Source organism: Xanthobacter autotrophicus, from assembly GCF_030015065.1.
GTDB classification, from domain to species: domain Bacteria; phylum Pseudomonadota; class Alphaproteobacteria; order Rhizobiales; family Xanthobacteraceae; genus Xanthobacter; species Xanthobacter autotrophicus_D.
Window position 1 is genome coordinate 1 of sequence record NZ_JAIVFN010000034.1, and the last position, 13,805, is coordinate 13,805.

At 64.8% G+C, this 13,805-nt stretch carries 23 protein-coding genes; 10 read left to right on the forward strand and 13 right to left on the reverse strand.

Annotated features, from left to right (window positions below; all coding sequences use genetic code 11):
- The 4 genes from K9U40_RS09060 to K9U40_RS09075 all read left to right on the forward strand — a co-directional run.
- Positions 1-186, forward strand: a 186-nt coding sequence (locus K9U40_RS09060) for a ferredoxin family protein (RefSeq protein ID WP_282889874.1), incomplete at its 5' end; no start/stop codon positions are given.
- Between the two features lie 238 nt (positions 187-424).
- Positions 425-1,195: a 4Fe4S-binding leucine-rich repeat protein gene (locus K9U40_RS09065; RefSeq protein ID WP_282889875.1), complete on the forward strand. Its 771-nt coding sequence runs from the start codon at positions 425-427 to the stop codon at positions 1,193-1,195.
- Positions 1,196-1,459: 264 nt separating this feature from the next.
- On the forward strand, positions 1,460-2,218 hold the full coding sequence (locus K9U40_RS09070) for a dienelactone hydrolase family protein (RefSeq protein WP_282889876.1): 759 nt from the start codon (positions 1,460-1,462) through the stop codon (positions 2,216-2,218).
- Between the two features lie 217 nt (positions 2,219-2,435).
- Complete coding sequence (locus tag K9U40_RS09075) at positions 2,436-2,765, forward strand: hypothetical protein (protein ID WP_282889877.1); 330 nt, start codon at positions 2,436-2,438, stop codon at positions 2,763-2,765.
- 462 nt (positions 2,766-3,227) lie between these two features.
- Here the strand turns inward: K9U40_RS09075 and K9U40_RS09080 are convergent, their stop codons facing one another.
- Positions 3,228-3,713: a hypothetical protein gene (locus tag K9U40_RS09080; protein WP_282889878.1), complete on the reverse strand. Its 486-nt coding sequence runs from the start codon at positions 3,711-3,713 to the stop codon at positions 3,228-3,230.
- 255 nt (positions 3,714-3,968) lie between these two features.
- Between K9U40_RS09080 and K9U40_RS09085 the strand changes: the two genes are divergently transcribed.
- Both K9U40_RS09085 and K9U40_RS09090 read left to right on the forward strand, forming a co-directional pair.
- The gene (locus tag K9U40_RS09085; RefSeq protein ID WP_282889879.1) at positions 3,969-4,214 is read left to right on the forward strand and encodes a hypothetical protein; all 246 of its coding nucleotides are present in this window, start codon (positions 3,969-3,971) and stop codon (positions 4,212-4,214) included.
- Positions 4,215-4,379: 165 nt separating this feature from the next.
- Positions 4,380-4,619, forward strand: a complete 240-nt coding sequence (locus tag K9U40_RS09090) for a hypothetical protein (RefSeq protein ID WP_282889880.1) — start codon at positions 4,380-4,382, stop codon at positions 4,617-4,619.
- 317 nt (positions 4,620-4,936) lie between these two features.
- Here the strand turns inward: K9U40_RS09090 and K9U40_RS09095 are convergent, their stop codons facing one another.
- From K9U40_RS09095 to K9U40_RS09110, 4 genes are read right to left on the reverse strand one after another with little or no spacing between them, the layout of a single operon-like run.
- Positions 4,937-5,371, reverse strand: a complete 435-nt coding sequence (locus K9U40_RS09095) for a group II truncated hemoglobin (protein ID WP_282889881.1) — start codon at positions 5,369-5,371, stop codon at positions 4,937-4,939.
- A 60-nt stretch (positions 5,372-5,431) separates the two neighbouring features.
- Positions 5,432-5,599, reverse strand: a complete 168-nt coding sequence (locus K9U40_RS09100; protein WP_188079439.1) for a hypothetical protein — start codon at positions 5,597-5,599, stop codon at positions 5,432-5,434.
- Between the two features lie 58 nt (positions 5,600-5,657).
- Positions 5,658-5,981: a DUF6156 family protein gene (locus K9U40_RS09105; protein WP_282889882.1), complete on the reverse strand. Its 324-nt coding sequence runs from the start codon at positions 5,979-5,981 to the stop codon at positions 5,658-5,660.
- A gap of 47 nt (positions 5,982-6,028) precedes the next feature.
- The gene (locus K9U40_RS09110; RefSeq protein ID WP_282889883.1) at positions 6,029-6,478 is read right to left on the reverse strand and encodes a Rieske (2Fe-2S) protein; all 450 of its coding nucleotides are present in this window, start codon (positions 6,476-6,478) and stop codon (positions 6,029-6,031) included.
- Positions 6,479-6,837: 359 nt separating this feature from the next.
- Between K9U40_RS09110 and K9U40_RS09115 the strand changes: the two genes are divergently transcribed.
- Together K9U40_RS09115 and K9U40_RS09120 are read left to right on the forward strand one after the other, a co-directional pair.
- Positions 6,838-7,488 carry a glutathione S-transferase family protein gene (locus tag K9U40_RS09115; protein ID WP_282889918.1) on the forward strand — a complete coding sequence of 217 codons (651 nt, stop codon included), beginning with the start codon at positions 6,838-6,840 and terminating at the stop codon, positions 7,486-7,488.
- Positions 7,489-7,576: 88 nt separating this feature from the next.
- Entirely contained in the window at positions 7,577-7,861 is a 285-nt protein-coding gene (locus K9U40_RS09120) for an aldehyde dehydrogenase (RefSeq protein ID WP_282889884.1), read from the forward strand.
- A 148-nt stretch (positions 7,862-8,009) separates the two neighbouring features.
- On the opposite strand, the gene K9U40_RS09125 is transcribed toward K9U40_RS09120, so the two are convergent.
- The 3 genes from K9U40_RS09125 to K9U40_RS09135 all read right to left on the reverse strand — a co-directional run bounded on the left by K9U40_RS09125 (position 8,010) and on the right by K9U40_RS09135 (position 9,893).
- Positions 8,010-8,405, reverse strand: coding sequence for a DUF59 domain-containing protein (locus K9U40_RS09125; protein ID WP_414114935.1), 396 nt, complete (start codon positions 8,403-8,405; stop codon positions 8,010-8,012).
- A 102-nt stretch (positions 8,406-8,507) separates the two neighbouring features.
- A complete protein-coding gene (locus tag K9U40_RS09130) occupies positions 8,508-8,987 on the reverse strand; it encodes a hypothetical protein (RefSeq protein ID WP_282889885.1) in 480 nt (159 codons plus the stop codon).
- Positions 8,988-9,029: 42 nt separating this feature from the next.
- Positions 9,030-9,893: a xanthine dehydrogenase gene (locus tag K9U40_RS09135; protein WP_282889886.1), complete on the reverse strand. Its 864-nt coding sequence runs from the start codon at positions 9,891-9,893 to the stop codon at positions 9,030-9,032.
- A gap of 256 nt (positions 9,894-10,149) precedes the next feature.
- Between K9U40_RS09135 and K9U40_RS09140 the strand changes: the two genes are divergently transcribed.
- Together K9U40_RS09140 and grxD are read left to right on the forward strand one after the other, a co-directional pair.
- Positions 10,150-10,383, forward strand: coding sequence for a BolA family protein (locus tag K9U40_RS09140; RefSeq protein WP_282889887.1), 234 nt, complete (start codon positions 10,150-10,152; stop codon positions 10,381-10,383).
- Positions 10,384-10,462: 79 nt separating this feature from the next.
- A complete protein-coding gene (grxD, locus tag K9U40_RS09145; protein ID WP_282889888.1) occupies positions 10,463-10,795 on the forward strand; it encodes a Grx4 family monothiol glutaredoxin in 333 nt (110 codons plus the stop codon).
- A 307-nt stretch (positions 10,796-11,102) separates the two neighbouring features.
- Here the strand turns inward: grxD and K9U40_RS09150 are convergent, their stop codons facing one another.
- From K9U40_RS09150 to K9U40_RS09170, 5 genes are all read right to left on the reverse strand, one after another.
- Positions 11,103-11,327, reverse strand: a complete 225-nt coding sequence (locus tag K9U40_RS09150) for a hypothetical protein (RefSeq protein WP_282889889.1) — start codon at positions 11,325-11,327, stop codon at positions 11,103-11,105.
- 222 nt (positions 11,328-11,549) lie between these two features.
- Positions 11,550-11,864 carry a ferredoxin gene (locus K9U40_RS09155; RefSeq protein WP_282889890.1) on the reverse strand — a complete coding sequence of 105 codons (315 nt, stop codon included), beginning with the start codon at positions 11,862-11,864 and terminating at the stop codon, positions 11,550-11,552.
- A gap of 53 nt (positions 11,865-11,917) precedes the next feature.
- Complete coding sequence (locus K9U40_RS09160) at positions 11,918-13,123, reverse strand: DegT/DnrJ/EryC1/StrS family aminotransferase (RefSeq protein ID WP_282889891.1); 1,206 nt, start codon at positions 13,121-13,123, stop codon at positions 11,918-11,920.
- Positions 13,123-13,386, reverse strand: coding sequence for a hypothetical protein (locus tag K9U40_RS09165; RefSeq protein ID WP_282889892.1), 264 nt, complete (start codon positions 13,384-13,386; stop codon positions 13,123-13,125). Before K9U40_RS09165 ends, K9U40_RS09160 begins: the two co-directional genes overlap by 1 nt.
- A gap of 89 nt (positions 13,387-13,475) precedes the next feature.
- Entirely contained in the window at positions 13,476-13,805 is a 330-nt protein-coding gene (locus tag K9U40_RS09170) for a hypothetical protein (RefSeq protein WP_282889893.1), read from the reverse strand.

The window sequence follows — 13,805 nt, forward strand, 5'->3', positions numbered from 1 at the left end:
GCCCTCAAGGCCCTGCTCACGGCCTGCCCCGCCCGCTGCTACGAGATGAATGACAAGGGCCAGGTGGAAATCACCGCCGATGGCTGTGTCGAGTGCGGCACCTGCCGCATCATCGGCGAGCCTTCGGGCGACATCGAGTGGAACTATCCGCGCGGCGGCTACGGCGTGCTCTTCAAGTTCGGCTGATCGCCGGGGGCATTTTCCGCTTCCGATGTTTCAGGGAAGATGCTCGACCCATTTTGATTGCCTTGCCGCGCGAAGGGCACCCGTTTCGCCCTTGACCTTGATACGCCTCTGGGATCGGCCGCTCGCGCCGATTCCGGAGGCGGTATTTTGATGGGTGTCGGCGACATGGATGCGGTCGCGCGGCCCCCTCTGGCACAGCTTCGCCTTCCCTCCTAGATTGGGGGCGGGAGGACTGCTCATGTCCGCATATATGGCCGGAGAGCCAGATACCGCTGCCGAAGCCCTCGACTGGCAGGGGCGCCCGTTGCGCTGCCAGGATTGCCCCCACGAGGACATTCACGCCGAAGGCCGCTGCGACCTCGGCAAGATCTGTGTGGCCGACCGTCGGCGCAAGCGCATTGATCGCTTCTTCTCCCAGAACGCAGCGCTGGCGGCGCGCTATCTGGATCATCCCTATTTCGAGGTCCGCGCGCTGGCCGCCAAGCACGCCAGCGTGTTCCTGCTCACCCCGCTGAAGGATGACCCGGAGCCGGACGTGCGGGTCGTCGCCGCCGCGCGCCTGCCCCTCGCCCGGATCAGGGACATGCGGTTCGACCCTGAGGCCCGGGTTCGGATCGCGCTCGCGGAGCGCATGGAGGGCAACGACCTCGTGGCCTTGCTTGGCGATAGCGACTACCAGGTGCGCATCGCCGCGGCTCGGCGCGCGCCTCCGGACGCGCTGGTCTATCTCATGCACGATCCGGAAACCGATGTGCGGCGCGTGGTGGCGCGGCGGCTGCCCCAGGGCCACCTCGCCCGCATGGTCAATGACGACGACCCTCTCGTGCGGGTCGTGGTGGCCGAGCATCTGGAACCCGAGCGCCTCGCCCCCCTCGTGGCGGACCCCGACATGCGCGTCCGCTTCGTCGTCGCGGAACGGATCGACCCGCGGTTTCTGCCCGCCCTGGCCGAAGATTCGGTCCCGCCTGTGGCCGAGGTCGCCCGCCAGAGGCTTGCCCCCACAAGCTGACACCGGCCCGAAGCAGGGGGGAGACAGGTTCAGCCGGCGGCCTGGTCCGCCGGCTGAACCTGTCCGCAGCATCGCGACTGACAGTCGGTCGCAGTCTAGCGCACCGGCGCGCGCCATCCATCCGGGGCACATCCGTAATATTCCGGAATGGACAAGAGGCCAGACACTGATTCTGGCATCCTAACTGCATGGCAATGTCGTGGATGAATGGCAGAGCGAGCGCCCCTGCCCCGTTCGAGAAGACGCTCGAGAACCGAGGATGCCATGATCGAAGTCACAGCAAACGACGTGAAATTCTCCGCCTATCGGGCGGATCCCGAAGGCACGCCCAAGGGCGCCGTGGTGGTCTTGCAGGACGTGTTCGGTGTGAATGCCGACATTCGCAAGATTGCGGACGGCTTTGCCGCCGCCGGCTATGTCGCGGTTGCGCCCGCCTTGTTCGACAAGGTGAAGTCCAACATCGAACTTGATGCCTCGGCTGACGAAGAGGGTCGCTCGCTCACCACCGAGCTTGGCACCGAATGGCCGATCGAGGCCATCCAGGCCACTGTCGATACGGTGAAGGATGCTGGCAAGGTCGCGCTCGTGGGCTATTCCTGGGGTGGTTTCCTCGCCTATCTCGCCGCCAACAAGGTCTCCGGCCTCGCCTGCGCCATCGGCTATCATGCCGACGGGCTCCTGGAGGTGGTCATGGAGAAGCGCCGCATTCCGACCCTGATCCATTTTGCCGAGAAGGATCCGCTCATTTCCGAGGAGGAGATCATCCAGTTCCGTGCCCGCCGGCCCGACGTTTCCGCCTTCTCCTATCCCGAAGCCACCCGCGGTTTCGGCTACGCCGCCGGCCCGGCCTACAATGCCGAGGCGGCCTCGAAGGCGCAGGAGCGCACCCTGTTCTGGATCTCCCAGTATGTCGTGGGCCAGGGTCCCGTTCAGATGAAGAATGGCGGCGCCTACGCCCAGGCCAAGACCGAGAAGAAGGGCAAGAAGAAAGCCGACGACGACATGGGTCCGCCCCTCGACTGAGGATGGCCTCGCCAGCGCATCCCGCCGAGCCGCGGGATGCGCCAAGCCTGCCTTCTTGGCCGCGTCCGCTTTCAAAAGCCAGGAACATCAACTATTCCATGACCGGATTCGGGCGGGTTTTTCTGTCGATTTGGGATGGAAATATTTGCCGACTTGGTCCAAGCTCAAAAACGTTTCATCGGATCCCGTCAGGCGGGAGGCCATCTGGGAGGCCACCATGAGCGTGATCGAGCATGATTTCGGCGCCGGAAAGCGGCGCAAGGAGAAGCGGTTCCGGGAGCTGCTGAGTCTCGACGCCCTGCATGAGCAGAATGTCCGGGCGAATCCCCTGCCCTATCTGGAGCGAGCGAGCGAGCGCATCTTTCAGCTGGAACGCACCCTTTTCGAAGCGGCCCTTGCGGGGCGGCCGCCGGCCGGTGGCGATGCGCCCGGCGCAATGGTGACCATCAGCGAAGCGGAGCACCAGCGCCTCGTCGCCTGCCGGGCTGTGGTGGATACCGCACTAGCGGAAATACAGGCGCGGCCGGAGAGCGACGACATCGTCTGACCGCCTCCCCCGCAAACTCTGCGGCAAATGCAGCCCCTCCCGAGCGGCACGCAGGCAGGCGAAAGCCCCGCTGCGATGCGACGCCCCTCGATATGACCGGTGACCCCACCTCACATCTTGCGACTAGCGACAGGCGGCGTCTCCCCTGACGGCAACCCGCCACGACCTGGAGCACGCGCTCTCTATTTCCAAGTCAAAGCGCTTTCTGCGCGCCCCGACTCAGGGAAAAATCGCTTAAAATTTCTGACTGAACGCGTTTTCTGCGCGCGGATTCAGGATCCGCTTTGCTCGAAAACGCTCCAGATCACTCCGAAGACGGACCCTGAGCGAACAGCCCGGGCCACACCCGGACCGTCCACGCTGAGTTCAGGCCGCTTCAATCCGGCCCACCCCCGGCCAGTCGACGGCAGACCGCCGGCTCATGACCATGGCGTCCAAGCCATTGAGACAACAGGCGTTCTGTCAGTTGTGGACCGACGGCGGCGGGGTCCATTGGTAAAGGTCGCCCCAACCGCTTTCCGCCTTCGCCTCATGGGTGAAGCCCAGCTCGCCGAGCGCGGCGGCGAAGCCCAGCTGCTCCCCGCTCTTGACGCTGGCCAGAAGCGGAACCTTCTTCTCCTGCAGTTCGCCGAGAAGGGCGGGCAGCACCTTATCCTCGCGCACCGCCGGCGCCACGGCGGCATAAGCCACGTGGATGGCCTCGCTGTTGCGGAAGCACCACTCGAAATCGTCGCGCCGCGCGAGGAGCGCGCCCACGATGCCCTTCTCATTGTCCACCAGCACCGGCGACAGGCCGGAAGTGCAGCACGCCATCAGCTCGGACAGCAGGCTTTCCTGCTCCAGATCATCCTCCAGCTTGAAGGGGATCTCGGGCGACACCTGGCGCAGCAGGCCCCAGATGCCCTGCACGTCGCTCAACGACGCCATGCGTCGGGTCAATTCGGCCATAACATCTCTCCGGCGAAATCAAAAAATAACTTGCACATTTTAGATCATCGGCCAGAATTTTCAATATTCGTGATCCATATTGCTGGACAATTCGGCATGTCACGAAGCACACGCGCGCGCCATAGTGCTGTTGGATCCGCGACACTGTCGCCTCTCCGACATCCGGATGCGCGTCTCCGCGTCTGGCAAGAACCTTGCTCCGCGACATGGAGCGGGGCCGCCGCGGTAGGCCCCGCCAAACCTGCGGAGTAAGGCATGTCGACGATTGACGGTTTTTTCATCGACTGGGACGGTAACGCCCGCAGCGTCTCCGATCCCGGCGGTGGCTATCTGTGCGAGACGGACAAGGTGGCCAAGTATGTGGCAATCACCACCAAGACCGGAACGCTGGTGCACGAGGGCACCTTCTACAAGACCATGGAAGACATCGCGAAAGCCGGCATCAAGGCGGCTTTCGTTCCGGGCTCCCATCCCTGGGGCACGAAGCAGGACGGCTTCTGACGCAGCGGGCGGGCACCGCGCCCGCCCCTATCCCTGATGGCCTTGAACGCGTGATCCGGTCAGGTTGCACAGCAGGCTGATCGGTGCGCGCTCCAGCCCAGCGCGGCATGCCAGCCGCGGTACACAGCACGCGCGTTACACCAGCCGCGACAAGGAGATTCGGCGATGCTCCCGACGACGATTCTCATCGACGAGGCCCCCCGGTGCGTCGTTCGCCCGAACGACACCAAGGACCTCAACCGCTTCCTGCGCAACGCCAAGTCCTACCTCCTGGCGGAAAAGCCGGAAGGCAAGATCACCCATCGCAGCGCTTCCGACGAGGAAATGGCGAAATGGCGCAGCGCGCTCGCCTTGCACCAGGCCTGGGGGGGCTCGGACGAGGACTTCTTCGGCGTCCCGCTTTAGAGCGCGGTCCGAGCAAATGGAATCCATTTGCTCGGTGAATCGCCCTCTAAACGCAAGAAAGAGAACGCGTTCTCCGATCAGCTTGCGATGCAGGCAGATCGGCGCGTGCTCTAGCGCGAAGCCCATACCACTCCGTGCGAAAAACGCGCTTCGCCACCGGGCCTCAGGTCGCTTGCCGCAAGCCGGCGCGAACGCAAGCCCTGGTCAGGCCCCTTCCAGCCTGACGCTTTTCGGCGGCACACAGCGCGGGCGGTGACGCCCAGGCCCGGCCGAGCTGGCCCCAAACGCGCGGCAACCGCACGTCGTCAGGCCGCCCCTCAGGGCCGCGCCGCGTGGCCCACCGTATCGTGGGGATTGCCGGCGGTGTTGCGCATCCAGTCGGCAAGCTTCGCCATGGCGCCATAGACCTCATCCCGCGCCGCCTGGTCCGCTACCGTCTCCTCCAGCGCCCCGCGCATGCACAGCAGCCACGCGTCGCGCTCGCTGTTGCCGATGGCGAAGCCCATATGCCGTTGGCGCAGGCGCGGATGCCCCTTCTCCACCGAATAGAGCTTGGGACCGCCGGTCCATTCGGTGAGGTAGCGTTTCAGCACCTGCTTGGTCTGGGAGAGGTCGTCAGCATGCATGCCGCGAATGCCCTCGGCCTCCGGCAGCGTGTCCATGCGGTGATAGAAGGCTTCCACCAGCCGGTCGATGACCACTGCGCCGCCCAGGCGCTCGAACATTGTAACCGCCTCGACCGTGTCGGACATGGGTCAACCTCGCGCAAAGGGTTCGCGGATCGGGGCTTGGCCGACAAGGCCACGCCCCGCCTATTCGTCCATGTTAGGCAGGAGGATCACCTCCGCCGGGGCGCCCGCGCCCTGGGCCTCGACGAAATCGAGCGCAGAGACGAGGGAGAGCCCACCGTCGCTTTCCATCAGCACCACCGCGTCCGGCGGCAGCTTGCCGAGCGCCTCGAGGAGTTGTGCCACCGTCATGACCGTCCCTCCCGCGACATCCCGTTTCCCGTTGAAGTGAGCGCAGCCATCGCCATGTTCAGGCCGGCCCCAGCGGCGCGCCGGCCTCGTCGAAGGCGAGCACCACCGTCTCCTCGTCCATGGTCACCTCGGCCCGGCACAGGGCGCCGTTGCCGTGATACTGGTAGCGGTGCGCCAGCTCGATCTCGCCATAGACCATCTTGTCGAAACCCGTCAGCACCCCATCCGCGTCGAAATAGGCGCGGATGAACGTATTGCGATGGGTCAGCTGCTCCTGCGGAATGGCCTCGACCAGCCGGAAGGGCATCCTTACCCCAGTATAGGTCGTGTAGAAGCGGCATTCGCCCGCTTCCGCCACCGTCATCCCCGTATCACCTGTCATTCCGTCTCCACCCCGGACATCGTCTTCCAAACCGCTCCCGGCCCGTTTCAGTCGGGCGAGATCATGATCTCCATGGTGTCGTCGAAATCGTCATACGGGAAGGGCCGCACGTCCTCTTCCACCAGCTTGACGCCGCACAGGCACACGTCGTCCCCCACCACGGCGAGGGCGATGGGCTCAAGATGCTTGCCCTCGCACTTGCCTTCCACGCAGACGCCGCTCTCAATATCGAACAGGGAGCCGTGGCGGCCGCAACGCAGACGCGTGCCGTCCTTGTTGAAAAATTCACCGCCGCCGATGTTGAGCCAGGTTCCCTGGTGCGGGCAGGCGTTCACATAGCCCGCGAAATCCGAGGCTCCCGTGCGAATGATCACGATGCGGAAGGGCCGCGCCTCCCCCTCCTCGGTCACGCGGGAGAGATCGAACGCCTTGGCCTCACCCAGGGCAATATCGTCAATTTCGCAAATGGCATAAACGTCGATCTCGTCGGCAGACATTCCCGCTCCCGCCCTGCCCGTGACGCGCCGGCCTCCTGGAGCACGCGGAGCGCGGGTTGCATCGCAATCCGACATTCTCCGCATTCTGCCCCGAAGTCTGGAGCGGCTGGCCCCCAGGTCCATTGAACCTGATCGGATCCAGCCCCAGGTGCCGACCCCTGTCGCAAATGAAACAGACTGTCAGGCCTTTCCGCCCGGCGGGCGGCCAGTTCCCGAACTGCCCCGATATTTGCATGAAGCATGCCGACCGCCGTCCCGCTGCCGAAACGGCTGCGCGACGCAGCGCGCCAAACGCCGCGCCAAGAGCCGCGCCAACGCCGCACCAAAAGCCGCGCGAGGAGCAACACCCGATGCCCGCGATGAAGTTCTACATGACGCCCGGCTCCTGCTCCACGGGCATCCACATCATATTGGAGGAGCTGGAGGAGATCTTCGAGGCCCATATCGTGAACCTTCCGGCGGGGGACCATTTCAAGCCGGAATACGTGGCGGTGAACCCCAAATCCACCATACCCGCTCTGGTGCGGCCGGACGGCAGCGCCCTCACGGAGGTGGTCTCCATTGCCTACTGGCTCGCGCTCAGCCGCGGACGGGGCCGGCTCTGGCCCACCGAGGCCGATGCCGCGACACGGGCGCTGGAGACCATGGTCTATGTGGTTTCCACCGTGCACGGCCAGGGCTTCGCGCGCATCTTCTCCACGCCCACCTTCGCCGCCAGCCCGTCCGACCGCGCAAAGGTGGAGACGCTGGGCCGGGACATCGTCAGCCAGGGCTTCTCCATCCTCGACCGGGCGCTCGACGGCCGCGACTATGTGGCCGATCGCTTTTCCGCCGCGGACCCCATCCTCTTCTATGTGGAATTCTGGGCGGACAAGACCGGCATGGAGCTGCCGCCCAACATCTCGGCCCACTACCGGCGCATGCTGGCGCGGCCTGTGGTGCAGCGGGTCCTGCGTGAGGAAGGCTACAATCTCGCCCTTCTGGGCGTGACGCAAAGCCTCCCGAACTGACACGCGGGCGGCAGGCGAGAGCGCGCGCCGATCGGAGTGCGCGTTCTCTTTTTTGGTTTTGAGGACGATTCAGGCAAGGAGAGCGCAAATGGCCGACATGATCGTGGTGAGCGAGGAAAACCGGGACGACCTCTCCCGCAAGGCCGGCGTGTTCCTGTATTCCGAAACCAAGCTCTGGCTTGAGGATGCGAGCGTGCACCGCACGGACGGCCCTGCCCTCATCTCCCCCGACGGGGTGGAACGCTGGTATGTGCGCGGCGCCGAGGTGACCCGGGCGGTCAAGGACTTCTTCGCGCAGAACAAATGGTCCCTGTCGAAGGGCCTGGACACCGAGGAGAAGCGCGCCCGCTTCGCTGCGCAGTTCCTGGGCTGACGCCGCCCACCACCCCGTCAAAACGGAAACGGCCGGCGCTTGGCCGGCCATTTCTAGTGAACGCGCCGATCAACTTGCATCGCAAGCTGATCGGGCAACGCGTTCTCTTCCTTGAATCGCCCTCTAGGGTCGAAGCCCCTCGATGGGATCAGATCAGTCCCAGCTCCAGCTGGACCTCGTCGCTCATGCGCGACTTGTCCCACGGGGGATCGAACACAAGCTTCATCTTCACGTCGGAAACACCCGGAACGACGCCAACCGCCTCCTGCACCCAGCCCAGCATCTGGCCGGCGACCGGGCAGCCCGGAGCGGTAAGCGTCATGTCGATCTCGACAACCCCGCCATCCTTCACCTCAATGAGGTAGATCAGACCGAGATCGTAAATGTTAACCGGAATTTCAGGGTCATTCACCGTTCGCAGGGCAGCGATGATGGATTCCATCAACACCGCCTCATCTTCGCCGAATTCGTCAAAGCTCCGCACTTCACCATGGAAGATCATCGTGGTCGGAGCGGCAATGCCGTGATCACTTGGCTGAGTCATTTGCCCATTGCCTCCTGCCCCCTCGTCATACATTCCATTAGCAAGTGCAATGCCAACGGCAAGCCCACCCGGTGGAATGAGGCCCTGTTACGCCGGCACGCCTCAGTCGAGCCCCTCCGCGAGCGCCGCCACCACCGGCCACCCGACGGCGCCGGTCGGGTCGAGGACCTTCAGGGCCTCGAGCTTCTCCGCCGCCTCCTCCGGCCGGCTCTGGCGCAGATGGATGAAGGCCAGCGCCTTCAAGGTATAGAGCGCAAAGCGGCCCGGCCCATCCGGCAGGATGTCATGGGGCTCCCACCGCCGCCAGTCCAGGTCCCAGCCGGCCTGGCTCGCCGCCTCCTTCAGGCCACCCTCGGCCGCAGCTTCCGCCTCGTCGAGATTGCCCTGATAGGTATGTATCTTATAGAGGCAGAAATAGACCGGCAGCTCGGCCGGCGCGGTGGCGAGCGCCTGGCGGAACAGCTCGTCCGCCCGCTGGCGATCGCGGCGATATGCGATGACGCCCTGCTGGAGCAGCGCGTTCACCGCGTCCGACACCTCGCCGAAATTGATGACATCCGTATTGGGCAGCAGGTCGATCATGACATCGGCCCTTCGTTGGGGCTGGCGAAAGGCGTGAGTGACTTATTTCACCAGATAGGGATGGGACGGAACGTCGGTGGTCCGCGCGCTGCGGAAGGACAGCGCCCGGCTCACCGCCTTGGCGATGACAAGGGCCCGGGCGTCGAGCCCGGTCCACTCGGCGCCGCGACCGCGCGGGTCGATTTCGAGGAGCTTCACGCCGGCGGGCACTTCCGTTCCGTCGCGCACGACGCCACGCACGATGCCGTCGAACGGAGCACGGACCGACTCCCCGCCGAGATAGCCGATGTGGAAATCCTTGAACACGCGCGCCCCGATCTCGATGGCGCTATGCCAGCGGCCCGCCACCGCGGACCGCACGAAGCGGTCGGAGGCAGCCGTCCCGAGCGGACGGGCGATGCCGTCCGGCGCGTCGGTGGGGCCGTGCTGGATGATCTGCCCTTCCTTGCCGGGGCGCGTCTCGATCGCAAGGTCGCAATTGGCGCCGCCGCTGAAGCCGGGCCCGAGCCCGATGGTGAGCTGGGCCAGGCGGCGCAGGTCCGGCGTGACCTGATACTTGTTCATGCGGGCATCCACGAGCAGGTCGATGGTGCCGAGGACGATGAGGTCCAGAAGCCCCAGGCTGGTGACCAGCACCTCATTGCGTGACAGGCCTTCACGGATCTTGACCCCGGTGTCCGCGCGCGCCGCCTTCACGCCATCGACGCTCACATCGTCCTCATAGAGGGCGTCGTGAAACGCCATCTTCCGCCGGATGACCGGCGGCATGGGATCGTGCGAGAGGACGACACTGTAGCCGCCCCGATGGAGTTCGACCGCGACGGCCGAGGCGATCTCGTTGGTGCCGAGAATCGTTGCGAAAGCGCGGCGCACGCGCGTTCGGCCCTGCTGTTGCAAATCGCTCATAACCGGTCTCGTTTCCATGGGGCGACACTTCGAAAGCAAGAGCCGGGCCGCTTGGAACAAGTGCAGGGTGCCCCCCAACACCCCCGCGAGGACGCCGTGCCTCCCCGAAGGATCCCACGCAAGGCGCATTGTGCAGCAAGCGGGACAGCAGGCTGTCGCGTTTACGACAGGGCGCGCGTCCTGCAGGACCAGAGCGCCGCCCGCCCCACTTGGTTTCGACCTTGCATGGGGACGCGCGACAGAAGGAGACAATGCAATGGCCATGGCCGCAGAGGAAATCGAACGCCTCGTGAAGGAGGCCCTTCCGGACTCGCAGGTGGTGATCATCGACCTTGCCGGCGACGGCGACCACTACGCCGCGCGGATCACCTCGGAAGCGTTCCGGGGCAAGAGCCGGGTGCAGCAGCACCAGATGGTCTATGCCGCGCTCCAGGGCCACATGGGCGGCACGCTCCATGCCCTGAAGCTCGAAACCCTCGCCCCGAAATAGGGCGCCTGAAGCGGATGCCAGCGCCGCCGGCGGCCGCCAGTCGTTTTGTTGAAATCTTCTTCACAGCGGAGTTCTTGCCATGGCCAATTCTGCCGATCGCATCCAGGACATCATTTCCTCGAGCGACGTGGTTCTTTTCATGAAAGGCGTGCCCGCCGCGCCGCAGTGCGGCTTTTCCGCCGCCGTGGTGCAGGTGCTCGCGCAGGTGGGGGTGCCCTATCGCGCGGTCGACGTGCTGCAGGATCCCTTCGTGCGCGAGGGCATCAAGGCCTTCTCCAACTGGCCGACCATTCCCCAGCTCTACATCAAGGGTGAGTTTGTCGGCGGCTGCGACATCGTGCGCGAGATGTTCCAGGCCGGCGAACTGACCGCCCTGCTCGCCGACAAGGGCGTGACCGCGCCCGCCTCCTGAACCCGGCGCAAGCGCCCCTCTTCGCACCACGACGTCGTCCCGACGGCCCGTCCGCAATCCCGCGGGCGGGCCGTCGACCATTGATAGCTCTCCAATGAGCCGGACCGCCATGCACCGGCACGGACGGCGTCGCAGACCGCTTTTCGGGGCACGCCAGAACACCGCGCGCCGGAGCGGGCGGTGTTTGAGCATTCGCAATGCTTCGGAAAGCAGTCCACCTCGCGCGAGGCTTCATCGCGCGAGGTGGAAGCTACGTATTCGCCCGGATTGCGCCGGACTCTTCGGGCGGCTTCAATAGCCCGACCAATCAAGCCGCCTTGGCGGTCGCTTCCGTCTTGAACGCGTCCACGGCGGCGCGCGTGAGGCGGAAGACGCCACGGCCACCGGCCAGCGCCTGGTAGCTGTCGGCGGCCTGATAGGAGAGGAAGTTGAACCAATCCTGGGGGTCGAGCCCCGCGGGACGCTCGCTGATTTCCACGATCGTGCCGTTGGGAGCAAACCGGGCGTGAATGATAACCGTTTCCGCGTCCATCGTGCTTCTCCACTTTGACCTCGTCGCGAATCGGCAGATCCCCATCCCCTCTTCGCGACGAACCTAAAAAACGAAAAACTCTACCGGCGGCAGGACCTATCCCTGCCAGTCCGGCATCTTGCCCATCCGCCTTGCCGTGCCAGCGGCAGGGCGGATTTTCTTTGTCCCGCCCATGGACGGGATGAGACGCCCCGCAACCCGGCGGGGCGTCCCTTTTGTCGATCAGAGGCCGGAGAACTCGCCGAGGAGTTCCACCGTCACGTTCTCGGTGCCCAGCACCGTGATGTATTTCGCAAGGCGCGACTTCGAGCCAACGCCCACGATCGCGTCGAGCTGCTCGTTCTCTTCACGCGTGGTCTTGGAAAGACCCTTGCGGCCCTCCTGGATGAAGACGTGGGACGCGCTGCCGTCCTTGTCGGTCTTCTGCCGCTCGGCGAGGCCGGGCTCGACGGTGATGAGTGCTTCGAGGAGGTTCGTCCCTTCCGCAACCTCGATGGTCTTTCCGGTGGGCAGAACCTTCAGCGTAACCGTGGACATCAACAACTCCTGTCGTTTCAGCTTTTGTGGTTGGGGTGCGATATTGTTAGCCTTCAGTAGATGGCGGCGCCCGCCCCTACGTTGATCGAGGCATCCTTCATCGTTGCGACGATGAACTCGATTTCTCCCTCGGCGAGATGCGTGTGGAACGGCAGGGCGATCGCCCGGTCGGCCACTTTTTCAGTCACCAGGAAATCCCCACGGCGATAGCCGAGGTCAAAATAATGGCGCTGCAGATGCAGCGGCGCGCTGTAGGCGGCCGACTCAACCTTCTCCACCTTCAGGTCGTCCACGATGGCATCGCGGCTCGACTTGGAAAAGCGGGTACCCAGATGCACCACGTAGAGAAACCAGTTCACCTCTGTCACGTCCGGGCCGATGAAGGGATCCTTGATCCCCTCGAAGGACTGGACGTACTTGAGGTAGAGGTGCTCGACCGTGCGCCGCTGCTCGAGAATTTCCTCAAGCCGCCTCAATTGGGTCAGGCCGAGCGCCGCGGTCACGTCGCTCATGGCCCCCTGGTAGGGTGCGCTCATGGAGACCACCACCGACGAGCGCTCATCCAGGCGATGGGAGCGGAAGCGCCGCAACGCCACGGCCACGTCGATGTCGTCGGTCACCACCATGCCGCCTTCGCCGCACACGATGGGGAAGGGCTGTGAGAAATCGAACACGGCTGTGTCGCCGAACGACCCAACGAGCCCGCCCTTGTAGCGCGAGCCGATGGCCTCGGTGGAATCCTCGATGAGCGGCAGGCGGTGCGCCCGCGCCAGGTCCTGGAACGCGGTCCACGGCGCGGGATGCCCGTTGGTGTTGCCCGCGACGATGGCCTTGGTCTTCTCGGTGATCTTCGCGACCACCTTGTCCGGAACCAGCGTTCCGGCCCAGTAGTCGATATCGGCGAAGACCGGCCGCGCACCGGACAGGCTGACCGCGTGAACGGTCTCACGGAAGGAATAAGGCGAGCAGATCACCTCGTCGCCCGGCCCGACGCCATAGGCCTTGAGGGCATAGAGCAGCCCCAGCGTGCCGCTCGGCACCGCAACCGCATATTTACGGCCCAGATAGCCCGCAAACTCCGCCTCGAAGGCCTCCGCCAGCGGCCCGCTCGACAGGCGGGGCGCCTGCATCGCCTCGGCCACGGCCTGAAGCTCGATCACCGTGATGTCGGGGTCCGACAGCAAGATGGACGTGGCCTCGCCTTCGTCGCCGTCCTCCGCCGGAAAATCGGCGTCGTCGATGAGATCCATGTCGCTCATCACGCGCTCCGCCGGGCGAGAATGACACCGGTGGCGCGCGTGGGATCCAGCGTGATGTGCGCGCAATGGTCGGCGGTGTCGAGCAGATGGACGTCGAATTGGGAATAGGTGCGGAATGGCGCTTCCGTGACATCGGACGCGTCGCACTGGGTCCACGACAGGGCCGGAAACCGGCGACGCAGCTCGGCGAAGACCGGCGTGGACGTATCCTCGGCGGTGAGCACCTTCTCGATCTCCGTGAGGTCGCTGTCGCTCAGGGCCATAACCTTACTCTCCCTTGCCGAAGATGAGACACGTCCGCGTCTTCTGTCGCGGGCCAAGGAGCCCCATGCAGGATCATTGCCAAATTAGATCATTGCCAAAATTTGCGTTCGCTATCGTCATTGAGGAGGTCGAGCACCTCCTTCAGCCGCTCGTGGATACTGTCGAGTTCCCACAGCCGGGTGCCGTGGTTCTTGCGGAACAGCTGCCACGCGCCCTCGTCCGCATCGAACAGCAGGAGCGCGATATCGACGATGCCGCCTTCCGGGTCCACATTGCGCGAGCAGCACGCGCTTTCAATACGATACCCGCCCTCCGTGGCAAGCACGCGAGGCGTGACATAGCGATAGCGCTTGCGCGCCTTGATGGCGCGCTCGATGCGCTTCTTGTCGAGATCGTTCGGATGAGCGGGCAGCCTCAT